This is a genomic window from Sphingobium sp. BYY-5 (assembly GCF_022758885.1).
Classification (GTDB): Bacteria; Pseudomonadota; Alphaproteobacteria; order Sphingomonadales; family Sphingomonadaceae; genus Sphingobium.
In genome coordinates this window covers 2,334,232-2,354,701 of sequence record NZ_JALEBH010000001.1, presented here as the reverse complement: position 1 = coordinate 2,354,701, position 20,470 = coordinate 2,334,232, and the positions used below count along the sequence as shown (strand labels likewise).

Genomic DNA, 20,470 nt, shown 5'->3' with positions numbered 1-20,470 from the left:
GCTCAGTGCGACCGGCCGAAGTCCGGCTTGGCGTCGTCCTGCCCCTGTTCGATGATCGACCGGCGGATCGCGCGGGTGCGGGTGAAGAGGTTGAACAAAGCGTCGCCGTCATTCCAGCGGATCGCCCGCTGGAGCGCGGACAGATCTTCCGAAAAGCGCTGGAGCATTTCCAGCACCGCATCCTTGTTCGCCAGGAACACATCGCGCCACATGGTCGGGTCCGACGCGGCGATGCGGGTAAAGTCGCGAAAGCCGCCCGCCGAATATTTGATGACTTCGGACTGGGTCACATTCTCCAGATCGCTGGCCGTGCCGACGATGGTGTAGGCGATGAGGTGCGGCAGATGGCTCGTCACCGCCAGCACCAGGTCGTGATGCGCCGGGTCCATCATCTCGACATTGGCGCCCACGCGCCGCCACAGTTCGGCGACCCGCTCGACGGCGACCGGATCGGCGTCGGCGGGCGGGGTGACGATCGACCAGCGGCCCTTGAACAGGGTGGCAAAGCCTGCTTCCGGCCCGCTATTCTCCGTCCCCGCCACCGGATGGGCCGGGATGATCGTCCGCCCCGGCAGGGCGGCGTTGAGCTGCGCCAGCACATCCACCTTGCACGATCCGACATCGCTGACGATGGCGTCGGCCGGCAGGTCGTCGGCAATCTCCGCTGCCGCCGCGCCCATGGCGCGCACGGGCACGCACAATATCACCAGATCGGCGTCCGTGACGGATGTGCCCGCCGTGTCGGTCACATCGTCGCACAGGTCGATGCGCCGGGCGATGTCCCGCACCGCCGGATCGGCATCATGGCCGGTCACGCGCACGGTCGGCATCTCCGCCCGGATCGCGCGGGCGAGCGAGGAACCGATCAGCCCCAGGCCGATGATGGTGATGCGGGCGAAAGGCAGCATCGGTTCAGGCCGCCTCCGCCATGGCGCGCAGCTTGTTCGCGACCGCGCGGGTCTGCGCCTTGGTGCCGATGGTGATGCGCAGGCCGTTGGGCAGGCCCTGCCCCGGCAGCCAGCGCGTGGCATAGCCTTCGTCCCACAGCCCTTTCATCGCGGCCTCCGCAGTCAGCTTGCCGTCGAACAGGATCAGCAGGAAGTTGGTCTTGCTGGGCACCACGCGCAGGCCGTAATTGGAGAGCGAGGCGATCTCCCCCGCCAGCCATTCGCGCCAGCGGGCATTGTGCGTCCGGCTCTGTTCGACCCAGGCGGTGTCGCCGATCGCCGCTATCGCCGCCGCCTGGCCCGCCGTCGTCACATTGAACGGCGCGCGGATGCGGTGCAGGATGTCGATCACATCCTGACAGGCATAGCCCCAGCCGATCCGTTCGGCGGCCAGCCCGTAGATTTTCGAGAAGGTGCGCGTGACGAAGATGTTGGCGGCGGTCTTCGCCAGTTCCAGCCCACCATCATCCTCGTCTGCATCTAGATATTCGGCATAGGCCTGATCCAGCACGAACAATATGTCGGGGCGCAGCCCCGCGTGGAGCCGGGCAATCTCTTCACGGCTGGTCATGGTGCCGGTCGGGTTGTTGGGGTTGGCGAGGAAAACGACCTTGGTCCGCTCCGTCACCGCCGCCAGCAGCGCGTCCACATCGGTCGCATAATCCTTGTCCGGTGCTTCCACCGGCGTTGCGCCCACGCGCCGCGCGGCGATGTCGTAGACCGAAAAGCCGTAGCGGACGAAGAGCACCTCATCGCCCGGCCCGGCATAGGCGCTGGCGGCGATGTGCAGCAGTTCGTCCGACCCGGTGCCGTAGATGATCCGCGCCGGGTCCAGCCCGTGCGCCGCGCCGATCGCTTCGCGCAGCTTCGCCGCGCCCGGATCGGGATAGGTGGCGAGGTCGGCGGTGGCCGCGACTAGCGCCGCGCGGGCGGCTGCGCCGGTGCCGAGCGGATTTTCGTTGGCGCTGAGCTTGATGAGAGGACGGCCATCGTCGGCCGCCGACTTGCCCGGCACATAAGGCGAAATGCCGAGGATCCAGTCCTTGGGAGCAGGTTTTGTCATGGACGCGGGCTTTAGCGGCTTCCGCGCCAAAGGCAAAGCACCAGACCGACCGGGTTTCGCGAAGGTCACAGCCAGAAGTTCACACCGTTCCGGGAAATTTTTTGGCGCGATTCGCGGAAATCGGGACAGGAATGCGCCGGGGACGCGCCAGGAACGCTACCGCGACGCGCCAGCAGCGCGACGAATGGGCGACACCGACGCGCCAGTAGCGCGCCACGCACGCGCCACCTGCGCGACAGTTGGGCGGACGCGCGGCTGGGGGAGAGGGGGATGGCGGGAGCGGGAGAAGGCTGTTCCATCCGACAGGATAAACCAGAGGAAATCCTACATTGGAAGGGGGATGTGCGGATGGATAGCTAAGGGTGGCAGGCGCGGGTAGGTTATAGGCATACAGCACGGTTGCTGCCCTTGTTCACGTAGGTTAGGCCATGAAAATGGGAGCAAGGATGCATGTATAATTTGTTCATATCGGCGGGTTCGGCCGCATGGAACGATAACCGGCGCACTAACGGCGAATGGTTCAAGCCGTCAGCGACGGACGCTGCGGCCCTCCAACGACGAAAGTTGCAATAATGGATTGGAGCGAAATCGCCCTGCCCGTGGGCAGTCCAGAACGCCACGACTTCGGTATGCACCTAAATTTCACACTGCCCGACGCAACATGTGAAATGCCAGCGACCGAACGCCAAGCCGAATCCGTGAAACTGTTTTACCAAACTGACTTCGGAGAGTTGCGTCACAGCCAAGCCCACGCACTCCTGTCATGCCGTGAATATGCCCGGCTGTGCTCTGAAGCAATCTTCAAGCGATACCCGCCCGCTGTGCAACACATCATGGCGCGGGCGTTGGCAGCGTTCCTGTTATCCGATGCTCACGCAGTTGCGTTCGTGACCAATTGGAGCGACGCCGCTTTCAAACGTGGATCCAGTTCGCCACGGATACGGGAGTCGCAATTTTTCACCGACGTTGAACAGTTCGCCAGTTACCTTGAAGGAATGATGGAATTGAACGGCTGGACGTTAGATCATTTGAAGCAATTACGGTTTCGATAACGACACTTCAGCCATTTATACGACCGTCACCCCGGACCCTTCGACAGGCTCAGGACAGGCTTGATCCGGGGTCCCGCTTTTGCTTGAGAAAGAAGTGGGATGCCGGGTTAAACTCGGCATGACGTGGGAAAAATGGCAACAATCGGTCAGTCACAGCCGTTTAGCTTATGCTCTCGCAGGCCTGCCGCCCCCCTCTTCTGTGATGCGACTTATACCGAGCTGCGTAGAGAATGACTCATCAACTTCGGTTGCTTGTTCCCCGGCGCAGGCCGGGGTCCAGTTCTGACGCTGGAGCTGGACCCCGGCCTGCGTCGGGGAACGGATCGGCATGGTTCCAATCAATACAACCCGGTATTTACCTGCCCACGCCCTACACCACCGGCGTCAGCAGCTTCTCGCCCGCAAACCATGCGTCCAGATTGGCGAGGACCAGGTCGGCCATGGCCTTGCGGGTGTGGACCGTGGCGCTGCCCTGATGGGGTTGCAGCACGACATGGTCCATGGTGAGCAGCGCTTCCGGCACATGCGGTTCGTGGGCGAATACGTCCAGCCCCGCGCCGGCGATGCGCTTGTCCGCCAGCGCCGCCACCATCGCCTCTTCGTCGATCACGCCGCCCCGGCTGATGTTGACGATCACCCCCTCCGGCCCCAGCGCGTCGAGCATCGCCGTATCGACCAGCTTTGCGGCTTCCGGCCCGCCCGATGTGGCGACGATCAGGACGTCGCTGGCCCGCGCGAAGTCGATCGGGTCGGCGACATAGCGATAGGGCGTGTCCACCGCCTCCCGCCGGTTGTGGTAGAGGATTTCGCCCGCCACCGGCTCCAGCCGCTTCGCGATCGCCCGGCCGATACGGCCCAGCCCCAATATGCCGATGCGCGATCCCGTGACCCGGCCGGACAGGGGTGGCTTCCCGCCCCGCGCCCAGGCGCCCGATCGCACCATCCGGTCGTTGGCGGCGATGTTGCGTATCGTGGCGTAGAGCAGGCCGACGGCGAGGTCGGCGACATCGTCGGTCAGTACGTCGGGCGTGTTGGTGACGCGAATGCCGTTCGCGCGGGCATGGTCGACATCGACCTTGTCATAGCCGACCGAGAACAGCCCGATCATCTCCAGCCTGGGCAGCGCGTCCATGGCCGCCGCCGATGCGCCCACCGATCCGAAGCTCACCAACGCCCGTGCTTCCCGCACCGGCGGCGGCAGGGCGGCCAGGTCGGCGTCGGCCGCCACGGCATGGACGGTGAAACGCCGCTCCAGTTGTTGCGTCAGATAGGGGTAGAGCGGGCCATAGGCGACGATCGGGGGGCGTTGGGCATCGGTCATGCGGTTCCTCTAGGGGCTTTGTCGCCACTGTGCCAGATTGAAGGGGCCAGATTGCCGGGGCCAGATTGACAGGGAGGGGCCATGGTCCTAGCCCCACTCGATCATGGCCAGCGTCCCCATCAGCGAAGACAGCCGTTTCGGCCTGCGCCGTCAGGCCCGCCTCGCCAGCCCGCTGCGCCTGTCCAGCGGCGCCAGCCTGGCGTCGGTCGACATCGCCTATGAAACCTATGGCGCGATGAATGCGGACAAATCCAATGTCATCCTGATCTGCCATGCGCTGACCGGCGACCAATATGTCGCGTCGGACCATCCCGTCACCGGCAAGCCCGGCTGGTGGTGGCGGCTGGTGGGCGAGGGCAAGCCGGTCGATCCGGCGCGGCATTTCATCATCTGCTCCAATGTCATCGGGAGCTGCATGGGCTCTTCCGGCCCGGCGAGCATCGATCCCGCCACCGGAGAGCCGCACGCCATGCGCTTCCCGGTCCTCACCATCGCCGACATGGTGCGGGCGCAGGCGCTGTTGCTCGACCATCTGGGCGTGGACCGGTTGAGCGCCGTCATCGGCGGGTCGATGGGCGGGATGCAGGCGCTGACCTGGCCGACGCTGTTCCCCGATCGGGTCGAAAGCTGCATCGTCATCGCTTCTACGGCGCGGCACAGCGCGCAGAATATCGCCTTCCACGAGGTCGGGCGGCAGGCGATCATGGCCGATCCCAACTGGCGCGGCGGCGATTATTATGCCGATGGGCAGGTGCCGAGCGCGGGGCTGGCGGTGGCGCGCATGGCGGCGCACATCACCTATCTGTCCGAAGCGGGGCTGACCGAGAAATTCGGGCGGCGGTTGCAGGGGCGTGACGCCAAGACCTTCGGCTTCGACGCTGATTTCCAGGTGGAGAGCTATCTGCGCCACCAGGGGTTGAGCTTTGTCGAGCGGTTCGACGCCAACTCCTATCTCTATATCACCCGCGCCATGGACTATTACGACATTGCCGAGGATCATGGCGGATTGCTGGCCAAGGCCTTCGCCCCGACCAGCGCGCGCTTCTGCCTGGTGAGCTTCGATACGGACTGGCTCTATCCCACGGCGGAATCGCGGGTGATCGTCCATGCGCTGAACGCCAGCGGCGCGCAGGCGAGCTTCGTCGAATTGTCCAGCCCCTTCGGCCATGACGCCTTCCTGCTCGAATGCCCCGAACTCAACCGGGTGGTGGACGGCTTCCTGCGGGGCGGCCGGGCATGAGAGAGGCGTTGCGGCCGGACCTGGCCCTGATCGCACGCACGGTGCGGCAGGGCGCGCGCGTGCTGGACGTGGGTTGCGGCGACGGCGCGCTGATGGCGGCATTGCGCGACGCCAAGCAGGTCGATGCGCGCGGGCTGGAGATTGACGGGTCCAACGTGGCCGCCGCCGTCGGGCGCGGCCTGTCCATCGTGCAGGGTGATGCCGACACCGACCTCAGCTATTATCCCGACGCCAGCTTCGACTATGCGATCCTCAGCCAGACGCTGCAGACCACGCGCCGGCCCGACCAGGTGATGGAGGAATTGCTGCGCATCGGGCGGCAGGCCTTCGTCTCCTTCCCCAATTTCGCGCATTGGCGCGGGCGGTTGTCCCTGATGCTGGGCGGGCGGATGCCGGTGACGCGGCTGTTGCCCGACACCTGGTACGACACGCTCAACATCCACCATGTCACGGTCGACGATTTCCGCGCGCTGGTGAAGGAACGCGGCTGGCATATCGAGGGCCAATGGTTCCTGAAGGGCGACCGGGAAACCACCCACGCCAACGCGAACCTGTTCGCCGAACATGCGGTGTTCCTGCTGCGGAAATAGAGCCGGCTTCCCTTCCCGATCGGCGGCGCTGGCCCGGTCCCCGAACATGCGCTACCAGCCGGGAATGGACGATCTGTTTTCCGAACGTGCGGTCGAAGGCAAAACGCTGTCGCGTGCCGATGTTGAAGGGCTGTCCGGCGCCTCGCACCGGCTGGTCGACTGCGATTTTGAGGAAGCGGATTTGTCCGGCCTGGACCTGACGGGATGGGTCTTTGAACGGTGCAATCTTCGCAAGAGCGACCTGAGCGGGGCAAGGCTTTCGGAAAGCGTCTGGAAGTCCTGCCGGGGCGCCTTTGCGAATTTCACCGGGGCCGACGCGAGCGAAGCGCGATTCGTGAGCAGCGATTTCAACAATGCCAGCTTTCGCCGGACGGTCCTGACCTCCGCCGCATTTGCGGGATCGAAATTGACGGGCGCCGATTTCACCGACGCCAGGGCGCTGGACCTGCGGTTCGAGGAGAGCCTGCTTATCAACGCCAAACTTGTCGGCTTTTCCTTCCTCAAACAGGCGGTGAGCAAGGTCGATTTCTCGCAGGCCGATCTGCGCAAATGCGATTTCCGGCACACGATCCTGGATGATTGCAGCCTGCGTGATGCCAATGTGGCCGGATCGCGGTTCGAGGGCGCGGATTTGCGCAATGCGGATCTGGGCGGCCTGCGACTGGTCGATGCGGGGCTGTTCAGGGGCGCGACCATTTCGCGCAATCAGGCCGGACAATTGCTTGGCGAGCTGGGCCTGAACGTCCGATAAGGGGGCGGACCCTATCCCCGCTTCCCGATCCCCCGTTCGATCAGCGCGTTGGCGATCGCCGCTATCTCCTCGGCCGGGCGGCTGTCGTCCCAGACGCCGTAGCGCAGGCCCAGGAAGACGTTCATGCCCATGATCGCCCAGGCATGGACTTCCTCCACGTCCGCGCGCATGTCGCCATGCTCCGCCGCCTTCGCCAGGCGCGCGGCCATGCGGGTCGCCGTATTTTCATAATGGGCGCGGTAGGCGGCCTGATCGACGAACTCGGCTTCGTCGATGATGCGGTAGATTTCCTTGTGCGTGCGGGCGAACTCCAGGAAGCTGAGCAGGCCGATGCGTTCGGCGTCGATGCCGTCGCGCGCCTGCGCGATGCGCGGTCCCACATAGTCGCGCACCTGGCCCGACATGTCGGCGACGAGCGCGCGGAAGATGTCGTCCTTGGTATCGAAATAGGTGTAGAAACTGCCCAGCGCGCAGCCGGCGCGGCGGGTAATGCCGCTGATCGACCCGTCGTGGAATCCCTTCTCGCCAAACTCCGCCGCCGCCGCCGACAGCAATGCGCGGCGGGTGCGTTCGCCCCTGGGGGTGCGCGGGGTCTTGTCGTCCTTCGCGCCCTCCAACGCCTTGCCTTCGTCGGTCATCTCTACTCCTGCCATCCTGTGTTGTTTTTGCCGCAACGATAGGGTTCCGTCACCTGCCTCTTATTTCAAGTTGAAAGATGGTTCAACTTTCATTATCGAATCAGGCAACGCAAGCGATCCGGCAGACCGGGCGCCGTTTTCAGGAGAGGATCGACCCGATGAAGGCTCATCAGACCATTCGCGCTCTTGCCCTTGCCTCCGCCGCCTGGGGCGGGGCGACCGTCCTTCCCGCGCTGGCGCAGCAAGGCGCGCCGCAGGCCGCGTCGGACGACGAGGCCGCGATCGTCGTCACCGCCCGCCGGCGCGAGGAGACACTGGTCAGCGTGCCGATCGCGGTCAGCGCCTTTTCCGGCGAAGCGCTGGAGCGGGGCGGCGCGATCGACATCACCGATCTGGCCAATGTAACCCCCAACACCACGCTGGAGGCGTCGCGCGGCACCAATTCGACGCTGACCGCTTTCATCCGCGGCGTCGGCCAGCAGGACCCGGTGTCGGGTTTCGAACAGGGCGTCGGCATCTATCTGGACGATGTCTATCTGAACCGGCCGCAGGGCGCGATCCTGGACATTTACGATGTCGAGCGGATCGAGATTTTGCGCGGGCCGCAGGGGACGCTCTATGGCCGCAACACCATCGGCGGCGCGGTCAAATATGTGACCAGGATGCTGCCGCAGGACTTCTCGCTGAAGATCAAGGGCACCTATGGCACCTATGACCAGGCTGACGGCATCATCACGGCTTCGGCCCCGATCGGCGACCTGATCCGCGTCGGTGGCGCCTTCGCTCGCCTGTCGCGCGGCGGCTTCGGCAAGAACCTCACCACCGGGGAGGAGAATTACAACAAGGATATCTGGGCCGGGCGCGCCACGTTCGAAATGGGCGGCTATGGCCAGCCGGTGTTGATGCGCATCACCGGCGACTATACCAAGGACAACAGCAATCCGCGCGGCGGCCATCGCCTGATCCCCGGCCAATTGTCGGGCGCGCCGGTGCTGGACAATGTGTTCGACACGCGCGGCGGTCTTATCGACCCGAAGCAATATGTGAAATCCTACGGGCTTTCGATGAACGTCACGGCGGAATTGAGCGACGCGGTGACGCTGCGGTCGATCAGCGCCTGGCGCAAGGATGACAGCGCGTCGCCGATCGACTTCGATGCCTTGCCTGCCGTCGATGTCGATGTGCCGGCCTATTATTTCAACGAACAGCTCAGCCAGGAATTCCAGCTATTGCTCGACGCCGGACCGCTCAAGGGCATGGTCGGCTTCTATTATCTGGACGCCAGCGCCGACACCTCGTTCGATACGCGCATCTTCACGACCGTAGCGGGATTGACCGCCTTCACCCAGGCCAATGTCGACACTGAAACCTATGCGGTCTTCGGCGACTTCACCTATGATTTCAGCGACCGGTTCAGCGTGTCGGCGGGCGGCCGCTATACGTGGGACGAGCGGCGGGCGGACATTTTGCGGCAAAGCTATGTCGGTGGCGGATCGCCTATCTTCGGCGGGGCTGGCCTGCCCTTCGGCGCGCCCAGCACCGACTTCCGCGGATCGGCCAAATATAAGAAATTCACGCCGCGCTTCTCGGTCAGCTACAAGCCGACCCCGGATCATAATCTCTACGCCAGCTATTCCAAGGGCTTCAAGGGCGGGGGCTTCGACCCGCGCGGGGTGGGCACCAACGCGCCGGACCTGAATGGCGACGGCATAAGGCAGGAGAGCGAGATCGCGTCCTTCCTCAGCTTCCGCCCGGAACAGGTGGACAGCTATGAGGTCGGCTACAAGGGCAATTTCATGGACGGCGCGCTCTTTGTGGCAGTCGCCGGCTTCTATGCCGATTACAAGGATGTGCAGATTCCGGGGTCCGTCGCCTGCTCCGTCAATGTCGGCGGCGTGGCGACGCCTTCCTTCTGCGGCATCGTGTCCAATGCCGGCAAGGCGCGCTTCAAGGGGCTGGAGTTTGAAAGCAATGCGCGTTTGGGCCGGGATATCCTGTCCAGCGGCGACCGGCTGAACCTGTCGACCGCGATCGGTTATATCGATGCGGAATATCGCGAATATATCGCCAATATCGCCAGCGTGCCGACCGACGTGGCGCAATATCGGCGCGTGCAGAACACGCCCAAATGGACCGCCAGCGGGACGCTGAGCTACACCGCGCCGGTGGGCGACGGCAGCGTCTATCTCGGCAGCACCCTGTCCTGGCGGTCCAAGACCTATCAGTTCGAGATTCCCAACCCCTATATCGATCAGAAGGGCTACGCGCTGTGGGACGCGAGCATCGTCTATACCGCGCCCAATGACCGCTGGACGCTGGGCGTCCATGGCAAGAATATCCTGGACAAGGAATATAAGACGTCGGGCTACACCTTCGTCGCGGCCAATCCGGTGACGGGGGCGATCATCAACAATGCTGCCGGTTTCCCGACCCCCTCGCTGGGCCGCGAAGGCACGCTGACTGCCTTTTACGGCAATCCCCGGCAGGTGTTCGTGACCGGGACGGTGAAGTTTTAGGGCGGTTCACGGTGCCCGATGACAGGGATCGTTCCCCGGCCTTCGCCGGGGAACGGCCGGGTGGCATGATCGGCTATCAAGGAATAAAGCAGGCGTGATGACCGACCGAACCTCTTCCCCCGCCTATCGTGGCGTCGTGCTGGCGATGCTGTTGCTGGTCTATACGTTCAATTTCCTCGACCGGCAGATCCTCGGCATCCTGGCCGGGCCGATCAAGGCGGAGTTGCATCTGACCGATACGCAGCTTGGCGCACTGGGCGGCATAGCCTTCGCGCTTCTCTATTCGACGCTGGCGATCCCGCTGGCGCTGCTGGCCGACCGGACCAGCCGGACCTGGGTCATCACCGTCAGCCTCGCCGTCTGGAGCGGCTTTACCGCGCTTTGCGGCATGGCGGGCAGTTTCGCGCAGATGTTCCTGTTCCGCATCGGCGTGGGCGTGGGGGAGGCGGGCGGCGTCGCCCCCTCCTATGCGGTGATCTCCGACTATTTCCCGGCGCATCAGCGGGCGCGGGCGCTGTCCATCTATTCGCTCGGCATCCCTTTGGGATCGGCGGGGGGCGTGCTGCTGGGCGGCTATATCGCGCAGACCGTCGAGTGGCGCACCGCCTTCATCGCGGTTGGCGTCATGGGGCTGCTGATCGCCCCCGTCTTCCGCCTGGTGGTGCGGGAGCCTGCGCGGCCGATGCAGGCGGCGGATGCGGTGCCGGTATCGGCGGTGTTCGGCATCCTCGCGGCCAAGCGCAGTTTCTGGTTCCTGGCGCTGGGTGCGGCATGCAGTTCGATGTGCGGCTATGGCGTCGCCTTCTGGCTGCCCAGCCTGCTGATGCGCAGCTTCGGCCTCGACATCCTTGGGGCAGGGCAGTTTCTGGGCGCGCTGCTGCTGATCGGCGGGGTGGCGGGCGTGCTGCTGGGCGGCTGGCTGGGCGATGCGATGGGCGGCCGGGACAAGGCCTTCTACGCCTGGGTGCCGGCGGTCAGCTATGTGGTGGGGATGCCGCTGTTCGTGGTCGGCGTGCTGTCGAACAGCGTGGGCCTGGCCTTCGCTCTGTTCCTGATCCCGCAGGCTTTGGTCTATGTCTGGCTCGGCCCGGTGCTGACCGCCGTGCAGCATCTCGTCCCCGCCCATATGCGCGCGAGCGCGGCGGCGAGCTTCCTGCTCATCAACAATCTGGTCGGGCTGGGGCTTGGCTCGTGGAGCGTGGGCGCGCTGTCCGATGCATTGACGCCGGCCTATGGGGTGGAGGCGCTGCGCTACGCCATTGTTGCGGCGCTTGGCTTCTATCTGCTCGCGGGGCTGTTCATGGCGCTGGCGGGCAGGGCGTTGCGCAAGGATTGGGTGGCGGCCTGAAAATCCTCCCCTGTAAGGGGAGGGGGACCACGAAGTGGTGGGGTGTCACCCTATCGATAGCGGGACACCCCTCCGTCTGGCCTGCGGCCAGCCACCTCCCCTGCCAGGGGAGGATGACTGGTCCTAGCGCTCTTTCGTCGCGCTGAACTTCACCTTGGGGTGGCGTTCCTGCTGGTAGCCGATGTCCCAGGTGCTCTTGGCCATGAAGACGAGGTTGCCGTCGCGGTCCTTGGCCATGTTGGCGCCGTTATAGGAGACGAGATCCTTGACCGCCGCATCGTCGCCGCTGATCCAGCGGGCGGTGTCGAAGGGCGACTGTTCCAGCCCCGCCGCGACCTTATATTCCGCCTCAAGGCGCGAGATCAGCACTTCGAGCTGGAGCTGGCCGACCACGCCGACGATCCAGTTGCTGCCGATTTCGGGGTAGAAGACCTGGATCACACCCTCTTCGCTGAGGTCGTCCAGCGCCTTGCGCAACTGCTTGGTCTTGGTCGGGTCTTTCAGCGCCACGCGGCGCAATATTTCGGGCGCGAAATTGGGCAGGCCGGTGAAGCGCAGGCCCGGCTTTTCGCTCAGCGTGTCGCCCACGCGCAGCGCGCCATGGTTGGGGATGCCGATGATGTCGCCGGGGAAGGCCTCGTCCGCCAGTTCGCGATCCTGCGCGAAGAAAAGGATGGGCGAATGGACGGCGAGCGGCTTGCCCGATCCGCTCGGCGTCAGCTTCATGCCGCGTTTGAACTTGCCCGACACCAGCCGCATGAAGGCGATGCGGTCGCGGTGCATCGGGTCCATATTGGCCTGCACCTTGAAGATGAAGCCAGTGACTTCGCTCTGCTCCGGCTCCACGGCCGCAGGTTCGGCGGGCTGGGCGCGCGGCGGCGGGGCGTGGGCGGAGAGCGCGTCGATCAGTTCGGTGACGCCGAACAGCTTCAAGGCTGAGCCGAAATAGACCGGCGTCAGGTCGCCATGACGATAGCGGGCGAGGTCGAAATGGGCATAGCCGCCCTGGGAAAGTTCCGCTTCCTCGCGCAGCTTCGCCAGCCCTTGCGGCGAAAGAAAATCGGCCAGCTTCGGATCATCGAGGCCGGTGAACTGGTGGCGGGTGCCGTCAAACTCCTTGGATGGCCCCGTGGGCTGCATCAGCCGGTTGGTCGCGAAGTCGTAAATCCCCTCGAACTCGCCGCCCATGCCGACCGGCCAGCTCATCGGACAGACGTCGAGCTGGAGCTGGTCCGCCACCTCGTCCAGCAGGCCGAAGGTTTCGCGGCCCTCTCGGTCCACCTTGTTGACGAAGGTGATGATGGGGACGTTGCGCAGGCGGCAGACCTCGAACAATTTGCGCGTCTGCGGCTCGATGCCCTTGGCGGCGTCGATCACCATGACGGCGCTGTCGACGGCGGTCAGGGTGCGATAGGTATCCTCGCTGAAATCCTCATGCCCCGGCGTGTCGAGCAGGTTGAAGGTGATTGTCTCCCCATCGCGCGTCCGTTCGAACGTCATGACGGAGGAGGTGACGGAAATGCCGCGCTGCTGCTCGATCTTCATCCAGTCCGACCGGGCGCGGCGGTTCTGCCCGCGCGCCTTGACTTCCCCTGCCAGATGGATCGCGCCGCCTTCCAGCAGCAGCTTTTCGGTGAGCGTGGTCTTGCCCGCATCCGGGTGGGAAATGATCGCGAAGGTGCGGCGGGATGGGATGGTCATGATGATTTTCTGGGTCGCGAGTAACAAAACCCGTTCGCCCTGAGCGAAGTCGAAGGGCCATGCCGAGCGGAGGCGAGGCACTTCGCTGCGCTCAGTGGGGGGCTTCGACTTCGCTCAGCCCGAACGGAACCTTGGGTGCGCCCGTTACACGTCCACGAGGCTCACGTCCATGCGGAAGGATCGTGAATCGCCAGGTTCCAGCCGCATGATGCCCGGCTTGTCCCAGACATCGCCCTCGAACCCGACCGGATCGGCCATGCCGGCCCAGGGTTCGACGCACAGATAATGGGCGCCCGGCTTCTGCCACAGGCCGAGCCAGGGCGTGTCGGGGAAATCGATCTTGAGATGCGGCCTGCCCGGTACGCCCCAGGTCAGCGACCGGCTGGCGAGATCGTCCCAGATCAGCGCGTCGCCTTCGAACATGGCATGGGTCGGCGCGAGCGTAGCGCCCTCGACCAGGGAGGGAACGGACTCGCGCGCGATCAGGCCGGGTTCGCTGCCGACCTTGCGGATCGGGGCGGGTTCGGGCTGTTCGAAGACGATGCGATGCGCCTCCGCCGCGCCGCCATAGGGTAGGGGCCAGGCGAAGGCGGGATGATAGCCGAAGGAGAAGGGCATGTCCGCCTCACCCCGGTTGGTCACGGTGGCGGTCATCCGCAGCGTCGCTTCCTCCAGCGCAAAGCCCATGTCGAGCCGGAAGTCGAAGGGATAGGCGGCGCGGGTCTCGCCATCCGCGTCCAGCCGGAACAGCACCCTGTCGTCGCTGCGTTCGACCAGCGCGAATGCATGGTGGCGGGCGAAGCCATGCTGCGGCATCGGATAGTCGCGTCCGTCGAAGCGATAGATATCGCCGCGCGACCGGCCGACGAAGGGGAAGAGCAGGGGCGCATGGCCGGTCCACCAGCGCGGATCGGCATCGGTCATCAGGTCGCGCCCCTGCGCGTCCTTCAACGACCAGAGTTCCGCGCCCAGCGGGTCGATCTGCGCGGACAGGGCGGATGAAGCGATGGCGATGCGGGTGTCGGACAATGGGGCCTCCTGCGGGGTGCGGTTTCGCATAGCGTTGCGTCGGACAAGAGTCTTGTCCTGGAATCGTTTCAGGAGCGTGATCGTTTCGGCAGGGGAACCGATCGATGCCGCCACAGGTTGGGGGGACAGGAGGATCAGAATGCAAATGCAACGGATCATGACCGCCATCACCCTGTCGCTGCTGCTGCCTGCCATGGCGCTGGCACAGGAGCAGGACAGGCCCAGGGACCAGACGCTGGACAAGGCCGGCAAGATCGCGACCCAGCCTGCGCGCGACGTGGGCATCGACAAGGACCAGATTCCGCCGGTGCTGCTAAAGGCCGTGGAAAATCCCTATGCCGCGCCCGCCAGCCGGACCTGCAAGGGGCTGAATGCCGGGCTGGGCGAACTGAACGCCGTGCTGGGCGAGGATTTCACCGTCGGCAAGGAAGCCAATGAGAATCGCACCGGCAAGATCGCCGAGGCGGTGGGCAAGACCATCGTCAATTCGGTGATCCCCTTCCGCGGCCTGGTGCGTGAGATCAGCGGCGCGGCGCCGGCCGAGCGCCGGTTGCAGGCGGCGGTGACGGCCGGCATCGCGCGGCGCGGCTATCTGCGCGGGCTGGCGAGCGCCAAAGGCTGCAAGATCGCGCCGATCGCGCCGCCCAGGCCGGTGGCGGCGGAGAAGCAAGAAGGCGAGAAGAAGTAACTATCGTCCGTTCGCTTCGCACGTGTCGAGATGCGTTTCTCGACTTCGCTCGAAACGAAGGGGGTTATACCATGACGCCTTGTTCCCCGGCGCAGGCCGGGGTCCAGTCCCGATGTGGATTATCCCCGCAAGGAACCGCCCAGCTTCTGCGCGGCCTTGACCACGGCGGCGCTGATCGCTTCCAGCTCTTCCTGGGAAAAGCTCTTCTCGCCCGGCTGGAGCGTGACCTCGATGGCGAGCGACTTGCTGCCGTCGTCCACGCCCGGTCCGACGAAGACGTCGAACAAGCGGGCGTCGACGATGCTCTTCTTGTCCGCGCCCCTGACCGCGCGCACGAGCGCATCGGCCTCGACAGCCTTCGGCACCAGGAAGGCGAAGTCGCGCTTCACCGCCTGCAAGGCGGGCGGCGCATAGGGCGCGCGCATGAAGCCCGACTTGCGCTTGGCCGGGATGACGTCGAGGAAAATCTCGCCCGCGACGACGGTGCCGGTCAGGCCGAACTGCTTGGCGAGGCTGGGGTGCAGCACGCCATATTCGGCGAGCGCCACCTTGGGGCCGAGGCGCAGCGTGCCCGACTGGCCGGGATGATAGGCGGCCGAAGCTTCGCCGAAGCTCTGGAGATTGCCGACCGGCGCACCGGCGGCGGCGAGCAGGGCGATCACTTCCGCCTTGGCGTCAAAGGCCTCGAACGACTGTGCCTTGCCCGACTGCCAGCCGCGCGCGGTCTTTTCGCCCGCCAGCACGAAGCCGACGGTCGCGCGCTCGCCCTGTTTGAAATAGCGGCGGCCCAGTTCGAACAGGCGGACGCTCGTGGCGCTGCGATCGATATTGCGCTTGGTCGCCGACAGCAGGCCGGGCAGCAGCGAGGGCCGCATGACCTTGAGGTCTTCGGAAATCGGATTGGCCAGCGTCCAGTCGCCCCCGCCCACGGCGGCGGCTTCCTTGTCCGAGATGAAGGACCAGTTGATCGCTTCCGCCAGGCCCCGCGCGGCGGCGGTGCGGCGCACGCGGCGTTCCACCAGTTGTTCCGGCGTGGCGGTCGGGCGGGCGACGCCCGGCACGCGCGGCAACGGGGTGGAAGGCACCTGGTCGAGGCCGACGATGCGCACCACTTCCTCGACGATATCGGGCCAGCTATCGACGTCGCGGCGCCAGGTCGGGACACTGATCGTCCAGCGTTCGGGCATGGTGACGGGCACGCCGTCCTGATAGTCGACATAGGATGCGTCGCCCTCGACCCCGAAGCCCAGGCTTTGCAGGATGCTTTTCTGTTCGTCGGCGGGCACGTCCACCCCGGCCAGCGCCAGGCACTGGTCGGGCGTATAGAGGACGGTCTTCTGTGTCGCGGGCGGGGTGCCGGCGCGGGTCGCTTCGCTGGGCGTGCCGCCGCACAGGCTGACGACCAGGCTGGTCGCGATCGACAGGCCGTCATCCAGGAAAGCGGGATCGACTCCGCGCTCGAACCGGCCGCGCGCGTCGCTGGTGAGGGCGAGTTTCTGTCCGGTCACGGCGATCCGCTCCGGCGTGAAATAGGCGCATTCGATCAGCACGTCGGTCGTGCCGTCCTGCGCGCCCGAATGTTCGCCGCCCATGATGCCGCCGATATCATGCACAGCCTCATCATCGGCGATGACGGTCATCGTCTCGTCGACGGTGTAGCTCTTGCCGTTGAGCGCCAGCACCTCTTCGCCCGGCTTGCCTTTGCGCGCGACGAGACCCCCTTTGAGGGGCGCCATGTCATAGACGTGGAGCGGGCGGCCGAGGTCGATCATGATATAGTTGGTGATGTCGACCAGGGTGCTGATCGGCTTCTGCCCGATCGCCTTCAGGCGCTTGCTCATCCATTCGGGCGACGCGCCATTGGTGACGCCGCGCACGGTGCGCGCGAAGAAGGCGGGGCAGCCGTCCGTGTCGTCCGTACGCACGTCTGGTCCCGGACCCGCGCCTTCGATGGTCGGCACGATGATGGCGTTGAGTGTGCCCAGGCCCGCCGCCGCCAGATCGCGGGCGATGCCGCGCACGCCCATGCAATCCTGACGGTTGGGGGTGATCGACACGTCGATGACCGGATCGTCGAGACCCGCCCATTGCGCATAGACCTGTCCCACCGGCGCGTCGGCGGGAAGCTCGATGATGCCGTCATGATCCTCGCCCAGTTCCAGCTCGCGCGTGGAGCACATCATGCCGTTGGATTCGACGCCACGGATCGCGGTCTTCTTCAGGACCATGCCATTGACCGGCACCACCGCGCCCTCGACCCCGAACACGCCGATCAGCCCGGCACGTGCATTGGGCGCGCCGCAGACGACCTGAAGAGGCGTACCGTCGCCATGATCGACGGTCAGCACCTGCAACTTGTCGGCCTGCGGATGACGCTCGGCGGTCAGCACCTTCGCGATCTTGAACGCGCCCAGCTTCTCCGCCGGATTCTCGACACCCTCGACCTCCAGCCCGATGGCGTTCAGCGTCTTGAGGATCGTCGCAAGGTCAGCATCGGTGTTGAGATGCGTCTTGAGCCAGGAGAGGGTGAACTTCATGCGCCCACTCCTCCGCTCAGCGTGGGGACGTCGAGGCCTGAGAAGCCATAGTGTTTGAGCCAGCGCAGGTCGCCGTCGAAGAAAGCGCGCAAGTCGTTCATTCCATATTTGAGCATGGCGAGGCGATCGACCCCGGTGCCGAAGGCGAAGCCCTGCCACTCGTCGGGGTCCAGGCCGCACGCCTCGATCACCCGCCTGTTGACCATGCCGCTGCCCAGCACTTCCAGCCAGCCGCCGTCGGGCGCATCGCCGTCGCCGCCGATCACGCGCTGGCCATTGGTCAGGGTATAGCCGACATCGACCTCGACTGAGGGTTCGGTGAAGGGGAAGTAACTGGGGCGCAGGCGCAGGACGATATCCTCGCGCTCGAAAAAGGCCTTGAGGAAGGTTTCCAGCGTCCATTTGAGGTGGCCGAGCGTGATCCCCTTGTCGATCACCAGCCCCTCGATCTGATGGAACATCGGCGTGTGCGTCGCGTCGCTGTCGCTGCGATAGACGCGGCCGGGCGCGATGATGCGGATCGGCGGGGGCGTCGTCATCATCGTGCGGATCTGCACCGGTGAGGTATGGGTGCGCAGCAGCATCTTCTTTTGCCCGTCCTCGTCCGGGAAGTAGAAGGTGTCGTGCATGGCGCGCGCCGGGTGCGTTTCGGGGATGTTGAGCGCGGTGAAATTATGCCAGTCGTCCTCGATCTCCGGACCGGTGGCGACCGAGAAGCCCAGGTCCGCGAAGATTTCCGCCAGCTCGTCCATCACCTGGCTGACGGCATGGACGGACCCTTGCGCACCGAGATCGGCGGGCAGGGTCATGTCGATCTTTTCCGACGCGAGGCGGGCGTCGAGCGCGGCCTGCTCCAGTGCGGCCTTCCTGTCCGCGATCGCGGCGGTGACGGCTTCGCGCAAATCCTGGATCGGCGGGCCTTTCGCCAGCCGCTCTTCAGGCGACATCGCGCCCAGCGTCTTGAGCAGGCCGGTCACGACGCCGCTCTTCCCCAAGGCGCCCACGCGCAGGCCTTCCAGCGCGTCGAGCGTGCCGGCGGCGGCGATGTCGGCGATCAGGCCGGCTTTCAGATTGGCAATCTCAGTCATCTTTTCAAACCTTCGTCATTCCCGCGAAAGCGGGAACCCATCTTCCGACCTGTCGGTCAATCGCCACGTAAAGAGGACAAAGGCTCAAAGCCAAAGCCTAGTGCCAGATCGTCCCAATCGGGATTGCCGGCTTCGATCAGCTCAATCTTCCACTGCCTGTTCCATTCCTTGATCCGTTTCTCTCGCAGGATGGCGCTGTCCATGCTGTCATGCGGTTCGAACCAGACCAGGCGCCTGACGCCGTAGTCTTTGGTGAAGCCTTCGATCAAGCCGTTTCGGTGCTCGTATAGCCGCTTTATCAGGTCAGCCGTGACGCCAGTGTAGAGCGTGCCGTTGCGTCGGCTGGCAAGGATATAGACGGTTGGGCTGATCTCGCGCTTCATTCACATCCCCGGAGATGGGTCCCCGCTTTCGCGGGGATGACGGACTTGGGGTTACGCCCGTGCTCCCAGCAGCGCCCCGCCAAAGCCGATGAACAGCAGCCCGGTGCCGCGATTGAACAGCTTCTGCCGGTTGATCGGTTCCAGCCAGCGGGCGAGGCGCAGGCCGCCCAGCGCATAGACCGAATACCAGAAGCTCTCGATCGCCACGAAGCTGACGATCAGGATGCCCAGTTGCAGCCAGAAGGGGCGATTGAGGTCGATGAACTGGGGGAAGAGCGCCGCCGCGAAGATGATGAGCTTGGGATTGGCGAGGCCGGTCAGCAGGCCGGTCCCATAAAGCACGCGGGGCGAGCGGGCGTTGGTGGCGCTGTTCGCGCTGCCGCCGACCGGCGCGCGCCACGCCTTGACGCCCAGCCAGACCAGATAGACGACGCCGGCATAGCGCAATATGTCGAACAGCCCCGGCGACGCCTTCAGCAGCGCGCCAAGGCCCAGCGCCGACGCTATCAGGCACAGCAGCACCGCGCTCATCAAGCCCGCCATCGTGGCCAGCGCCTTGCGCGGGCCATGGGCGATGCTCTGCGTCATCACATGCAGCATGTTCGGACCCGGCGTGGCCGAGATCAGGAAAACCGCCGTAACGTACAACCACCAGAGATGCAGCGACATGGGATTGGTCTCCTCAAGGCCGCAGGCTCATTATGAAATCCGTTCGCCCTGAGCCTGTCGAAGGGCCGCTCCTCTCTTCAAGAAAGTGCAGGGCTTCGACAAGCTCAGCCCGAACGGGGATTGGGGTAGTCGGAAAACAAAAAGGGCGCCGGAAGCATCTGCCCCGGCGCCCCTTTGACGATCTTGCGATCGACTGGTTCAGGCTGCGGGCAGCGCAGCCTTCGCCTGGGCGATGATGGCGCTAAACGCCTCGCCTTCGTGCATCGCGATGTCGGCCAGAACCTTGCGGTCCAGCTCCACGCCGGCCAGCTTCAGGCCGTGCATGAACTGCGAATAGGTCAGGCCTTCGGCGCGGACGCCGGCGTTGATGCGCTGGATCCACAGGCCACGGAAAGTGCGCTTCTTGACCTTACGGTCGCGGTAAGCGTACTGGCCGGCCTTTTCGACGGCCTGGCGGGCGATACGGATCGTATTCTTGCGACGGCCATAATAGCCCTTCGCCTGATCCAGAATCCGCTTATGCTTGGCGCGGGTGGTTACACCCCGTTTGACGCGTGCCATGTGCCTCTACTCCTTACTTCAGGCCGTAGGGCGCCCAGAGGCGCACATGGGCAACATCCGAATCCGACAGGACGGACGTGCCGCGGTTCTGGCGAATATATTTGGCGTTATGCGAGATCAGGCGGTGACGCTTGCCAGCGACGCCGTGCTTGACCTTGCCGGTGGCGGTGAACTTGAAGCGCTTCTTCACACCGCTCTTGGTCTTCATCTTGGGCATTTTCGTCTCCTTTTTGAGCGCGACGATTACGAACGGCCACGGCAGCCCTAGTTAGCCGGGCGGTTCTTCCGAATATCGCGAAGGGCGCGCATAGTCGGGCGCGCTCGCAAAAGCAAGCGATTCGGAGCGGA

19 protein-coding genes are annotated in these 20,470 nt (G+C 64.9%); 7 read left to right on the top strand and 12 right to left on the bottom strand.

What is annotated here, in order from left to right; all coding sequences use genetic code 11:
* Positions 1–2 precede the first annotated feature (2 nt).
* Positions 3–908 carry a prephenate/arogenate dehydrogenase family protein gene (locus tag MOK15_RS11290; RefSeq protein WP_242931701.1) on the bottom strand — a complete coding sequence of 302 codons (906 nt, stop codon included), beginning with the start codon at positions 906–908 and terminating at the stop codon, positions 3–5.
* A gap of 4 nt (positions 909–912) precedes the next feature.
* The gene (gene hisC, locus MOK15_RS11285) at positions 913–2,010 is read right to left on the bottom strand and encodes a histidinol-phosphate transaminase (protein WP_242931700.1); all 1,098 of its coding nucleotides are present in this window, start codon (positions 2,008–2,010) and stop codon (positions 913–915) included.
* A 572-nt stretch (positions 2,011–2,582) separates the two neighbouring features.
* Between hisC and MOK15_RS11280 the strand changes: the two genes are divergently transcribed.
* Positions 2,583–3,062, top strand: a complete 480-nt coding sequence (locus tag MOK15_RS11280) for a hypothetical protein (RefSeq protein WP_242931699.1) — start codon at positions 2,583–2,585, stop codon at positions 3,060–3,062.
* Positions 3,063–3,432: 370 nt separating this feature from the next.
* Here MOK15_RS11280 and MOK15_RS11275 read toward each other — a convergent pair whose 3' ends face one another.
* Positions 3,433–4,383, bottom strand: coding sequence for a 2-hydroxyacid dehydrogenase (locus MOK15_RS11275; protein ID WP_242931698.1), 951 nt, complete (start codon positions 4,381–4,383; stop codon positions 3,433–3,435).
* Between the two features lie 103 nt (positions 4,384–4,486).
* Here MOK15_RS11275 and MOK15_RS11270 point away from each other — a divergent pair, with 103 nt between their 5' ends.
* The 3 genes from MOK15_RS11270 to MOK15_RS11260 all read left to right on the top strand — a co-directional run bounded on the left by MOK15_RS11270 (position 4,487) and on the right by MOK15_RS11260 (position 6,964).
* Positions 4,487–5,623 carry a homoserine O-acetyltransferase gene (locus MOK15_RS11270; protein ID WP_242931697.1) on the top strand — a complete coding sequence of 379 codons (1,137 nt, stop codon included), beginning with the start codon at positions 4,487–4,489 and terminating at the stop codon, positions 5,621–5,623.
* The gene (gene metW, locus MOK15_RS11265; RefSeq protein ID WP_242931696.1) at positions 5,620–6,213 is read left to right on the top strand and encodes a methionine biosynthesis protein MetW; all 594 of its coding nucleotides are present in this window, start codon (positions 5,620–5,622) and stop codon (positions 6,211–6,213) included. Before MOK15_RS11270 ends, metW begins: the two co-directional genes overlap by 4 nt.
* Positions 6,214–6,277: 64 nt before the next feature.
* Positions 6,278–6,964, top strand: coding sequence for a pentapeptide repeat-containing protein (locus MOK15_RS11260; protein WP_242931695.1), 687 nt, complete (start codon positions 6,278–6,280; stop codon positions 6,962–6,964).
* 11 nt (positions 6,965–6,975) lie between these two features.
* Here MOK15_RS11260 and MOK15_RS11255 read toward each other — a convergent pair whose 3' ends face one another.
* Positions 6,976–7,602 carry a TetR/AcrR family transcriptional regulator gene (locus MOK15_RS11255; RefSeq protein WP_242931694.1) on the bottom strand — a complete coding sequence of 209 codons (627 nt, stop codon included), beginning with the start codon at positions 7,600–7,602 and terminating at the stop codon, positions 6,976–6,978.
* A 158-nt stretch (positions 7,603–7,760) separates the two neighbouring features.
* On the opposite strand from MOK15_RS11255, the gene MOK15_RS11250 reads away from it, so the two are divergent.
* Positions 7,761–10,118 (top strand): TonB-dependent receptor, encoded by a 2,358-nt coding sequence (locus MOK15_RS11250; protein WP_242931693.1) that lies wholly within the window; start codon positions 7,761–7,763, stop codon positions 10,116–10,118.
* A 97-nt stretch (positions 10,119–10,215) separates the two neighbouring features.
* Positions 10,216–11,466 carry an MFS transporter gene (locus tag MOK15_RS11245; protein WP_242932724.1) on the top strand — a complete coding sequence of 417 codons (1,251 nt, stop codon included), beginning with the start codon at positions 10,216–10,218 and terminating at the stop codon, positions 11,464–11,466.
* 123 nt (positions 11,467–11,589) lie between these two features.
* Here MOK15_RS11245 and MOK15_RS11240 read toward each other — a convergent pair whose 3' ends face one another.
* Both MOK15_RS11240 and MOK15_RS11235 read right to left on the bottom strand, forming a co-directional pair.
* Complete coding sequence (locus tag MOK15_RS11240) at positions 11,590–13,167, bottom strand: peptide chain release factor 3 (RefSeq protein WP_242931692.1); 1,578 nt, start codon at positions 13,165–13,167, stop codon at positions 11,590–11,592.
* Positions 13,168–13,311: 144 nt separating this feature from the next.
* Positions 13,312–14,196: an aldose 1-epimerase family protein gene (locus tag MOK15_RS11235; RefSeq protein WP_242931691.1), complete on the bottom strand. Its 885-nt coding sequence runs from the start codon at positions 14,194–14,196 to the stop codon at positions 13,312–13,314.
* 157 nt (positions 14,197–14,353) lie between these two features.
* Between MOK15_RS11235 and MOK15_RS11230 the strand changes: the two genes are divergently transcribed.
* Positions 14,354–14,884: a hypothetical protein gene (locus MOK15_RS11230; protein ID WP_242931690.1), complete on the top strand. Its 531-nt coding sequence runs from the start codon at positions 14,354–14,356 to the stop codon at positions 14,882–14,884.
* A 119-nt stretch (positions 14,885–15,003) separates the two neighbouring features.
* Here MOK15_RS11230 and pheT read toward each other — a convergent pair whose 3' ends face one another.
* From pheT to rpmI, 6 genes are all read right to left on the bottom strand, one after another.
* On the bottom strand, positions 15,004–17,421 hold the full coding sequence (pheT, locus tag MOK15_RS11225) for a phenylalanine--tRNA ligase subunit beta (RefSeq protein WP_242931689.1): 2,418 nt from the start codon (positions 17,419–17,421) through the stop codon (positions 15,004–15,006).
* Positions 17,418–18,509 (bottom strand): phenylalanine--tRNA ligase subunit alpha, encoded by a 1,092-nt coding sequence (pheS, locus tag MOK15_RS11220; RefSeq protein WP_242931688.1) that lies wholly within the window; start codon positions 18,507–18,509, stop codon positions 17,418–17,420. The genes pheT and pheS overlap by 4 nt, the downstream gene beginning before the upstream one ends.
* Positions 18,510–18,565: 56 nt before the next feature.
* Positions 18,566–18,892 (bottom strand): GIY-YIG nuclease family protein, encoded by a 327-nt coding sequence (locus MOK15_RS11215; RefSeq protein WP_242931687.1) that lies wholly within the window; start codon positions 18,890–18,892, stop codon positions 18,566–18,568.
* Positions 18,893–18,943: 51 nt separating this feature from the next.
* On the bottom strand, positions 18,944–19,561 hold the full coding sequence (locus MOK15_RS11210; protein WP_242931686.1) for a LysE family translocator: 618 nt from the start codon (positions 19,559–19,561) through the stop codon (positions 18,944–18,946).
* A 198-nt stretch (positions 19,562–19,759) separates the two neighbouring features.
* Positions 19,760–20,122 (bottom strand): 50S ribosomal protein L20, encoded by a 363-nt coding sequence (rplT, locus tag MOK15_RS11205; RefSeq protein WP_242931685.1) that lies wholly within the window; start codon positions 20,120–20,122, stop codon positions 19,760–19,762.
* Positions 20,123–20,135: 13 nt separating this feature from the next.
* The gene (gene rpmI / locus MOK15_RS11200) at positions 20,136–20,339 is read right to left on the bottom strand and encodes a 50S ribosomal protein L35 (protein WP_056690492.1); all 204 of its coding nucleotides are present in this window, start codon (positions 20,337–20,339) and stop codon (positions 20,136–20,138) included.
* Between the last annotated feature and the right edge of the window lie 131 nt (positions 20,340–20,470).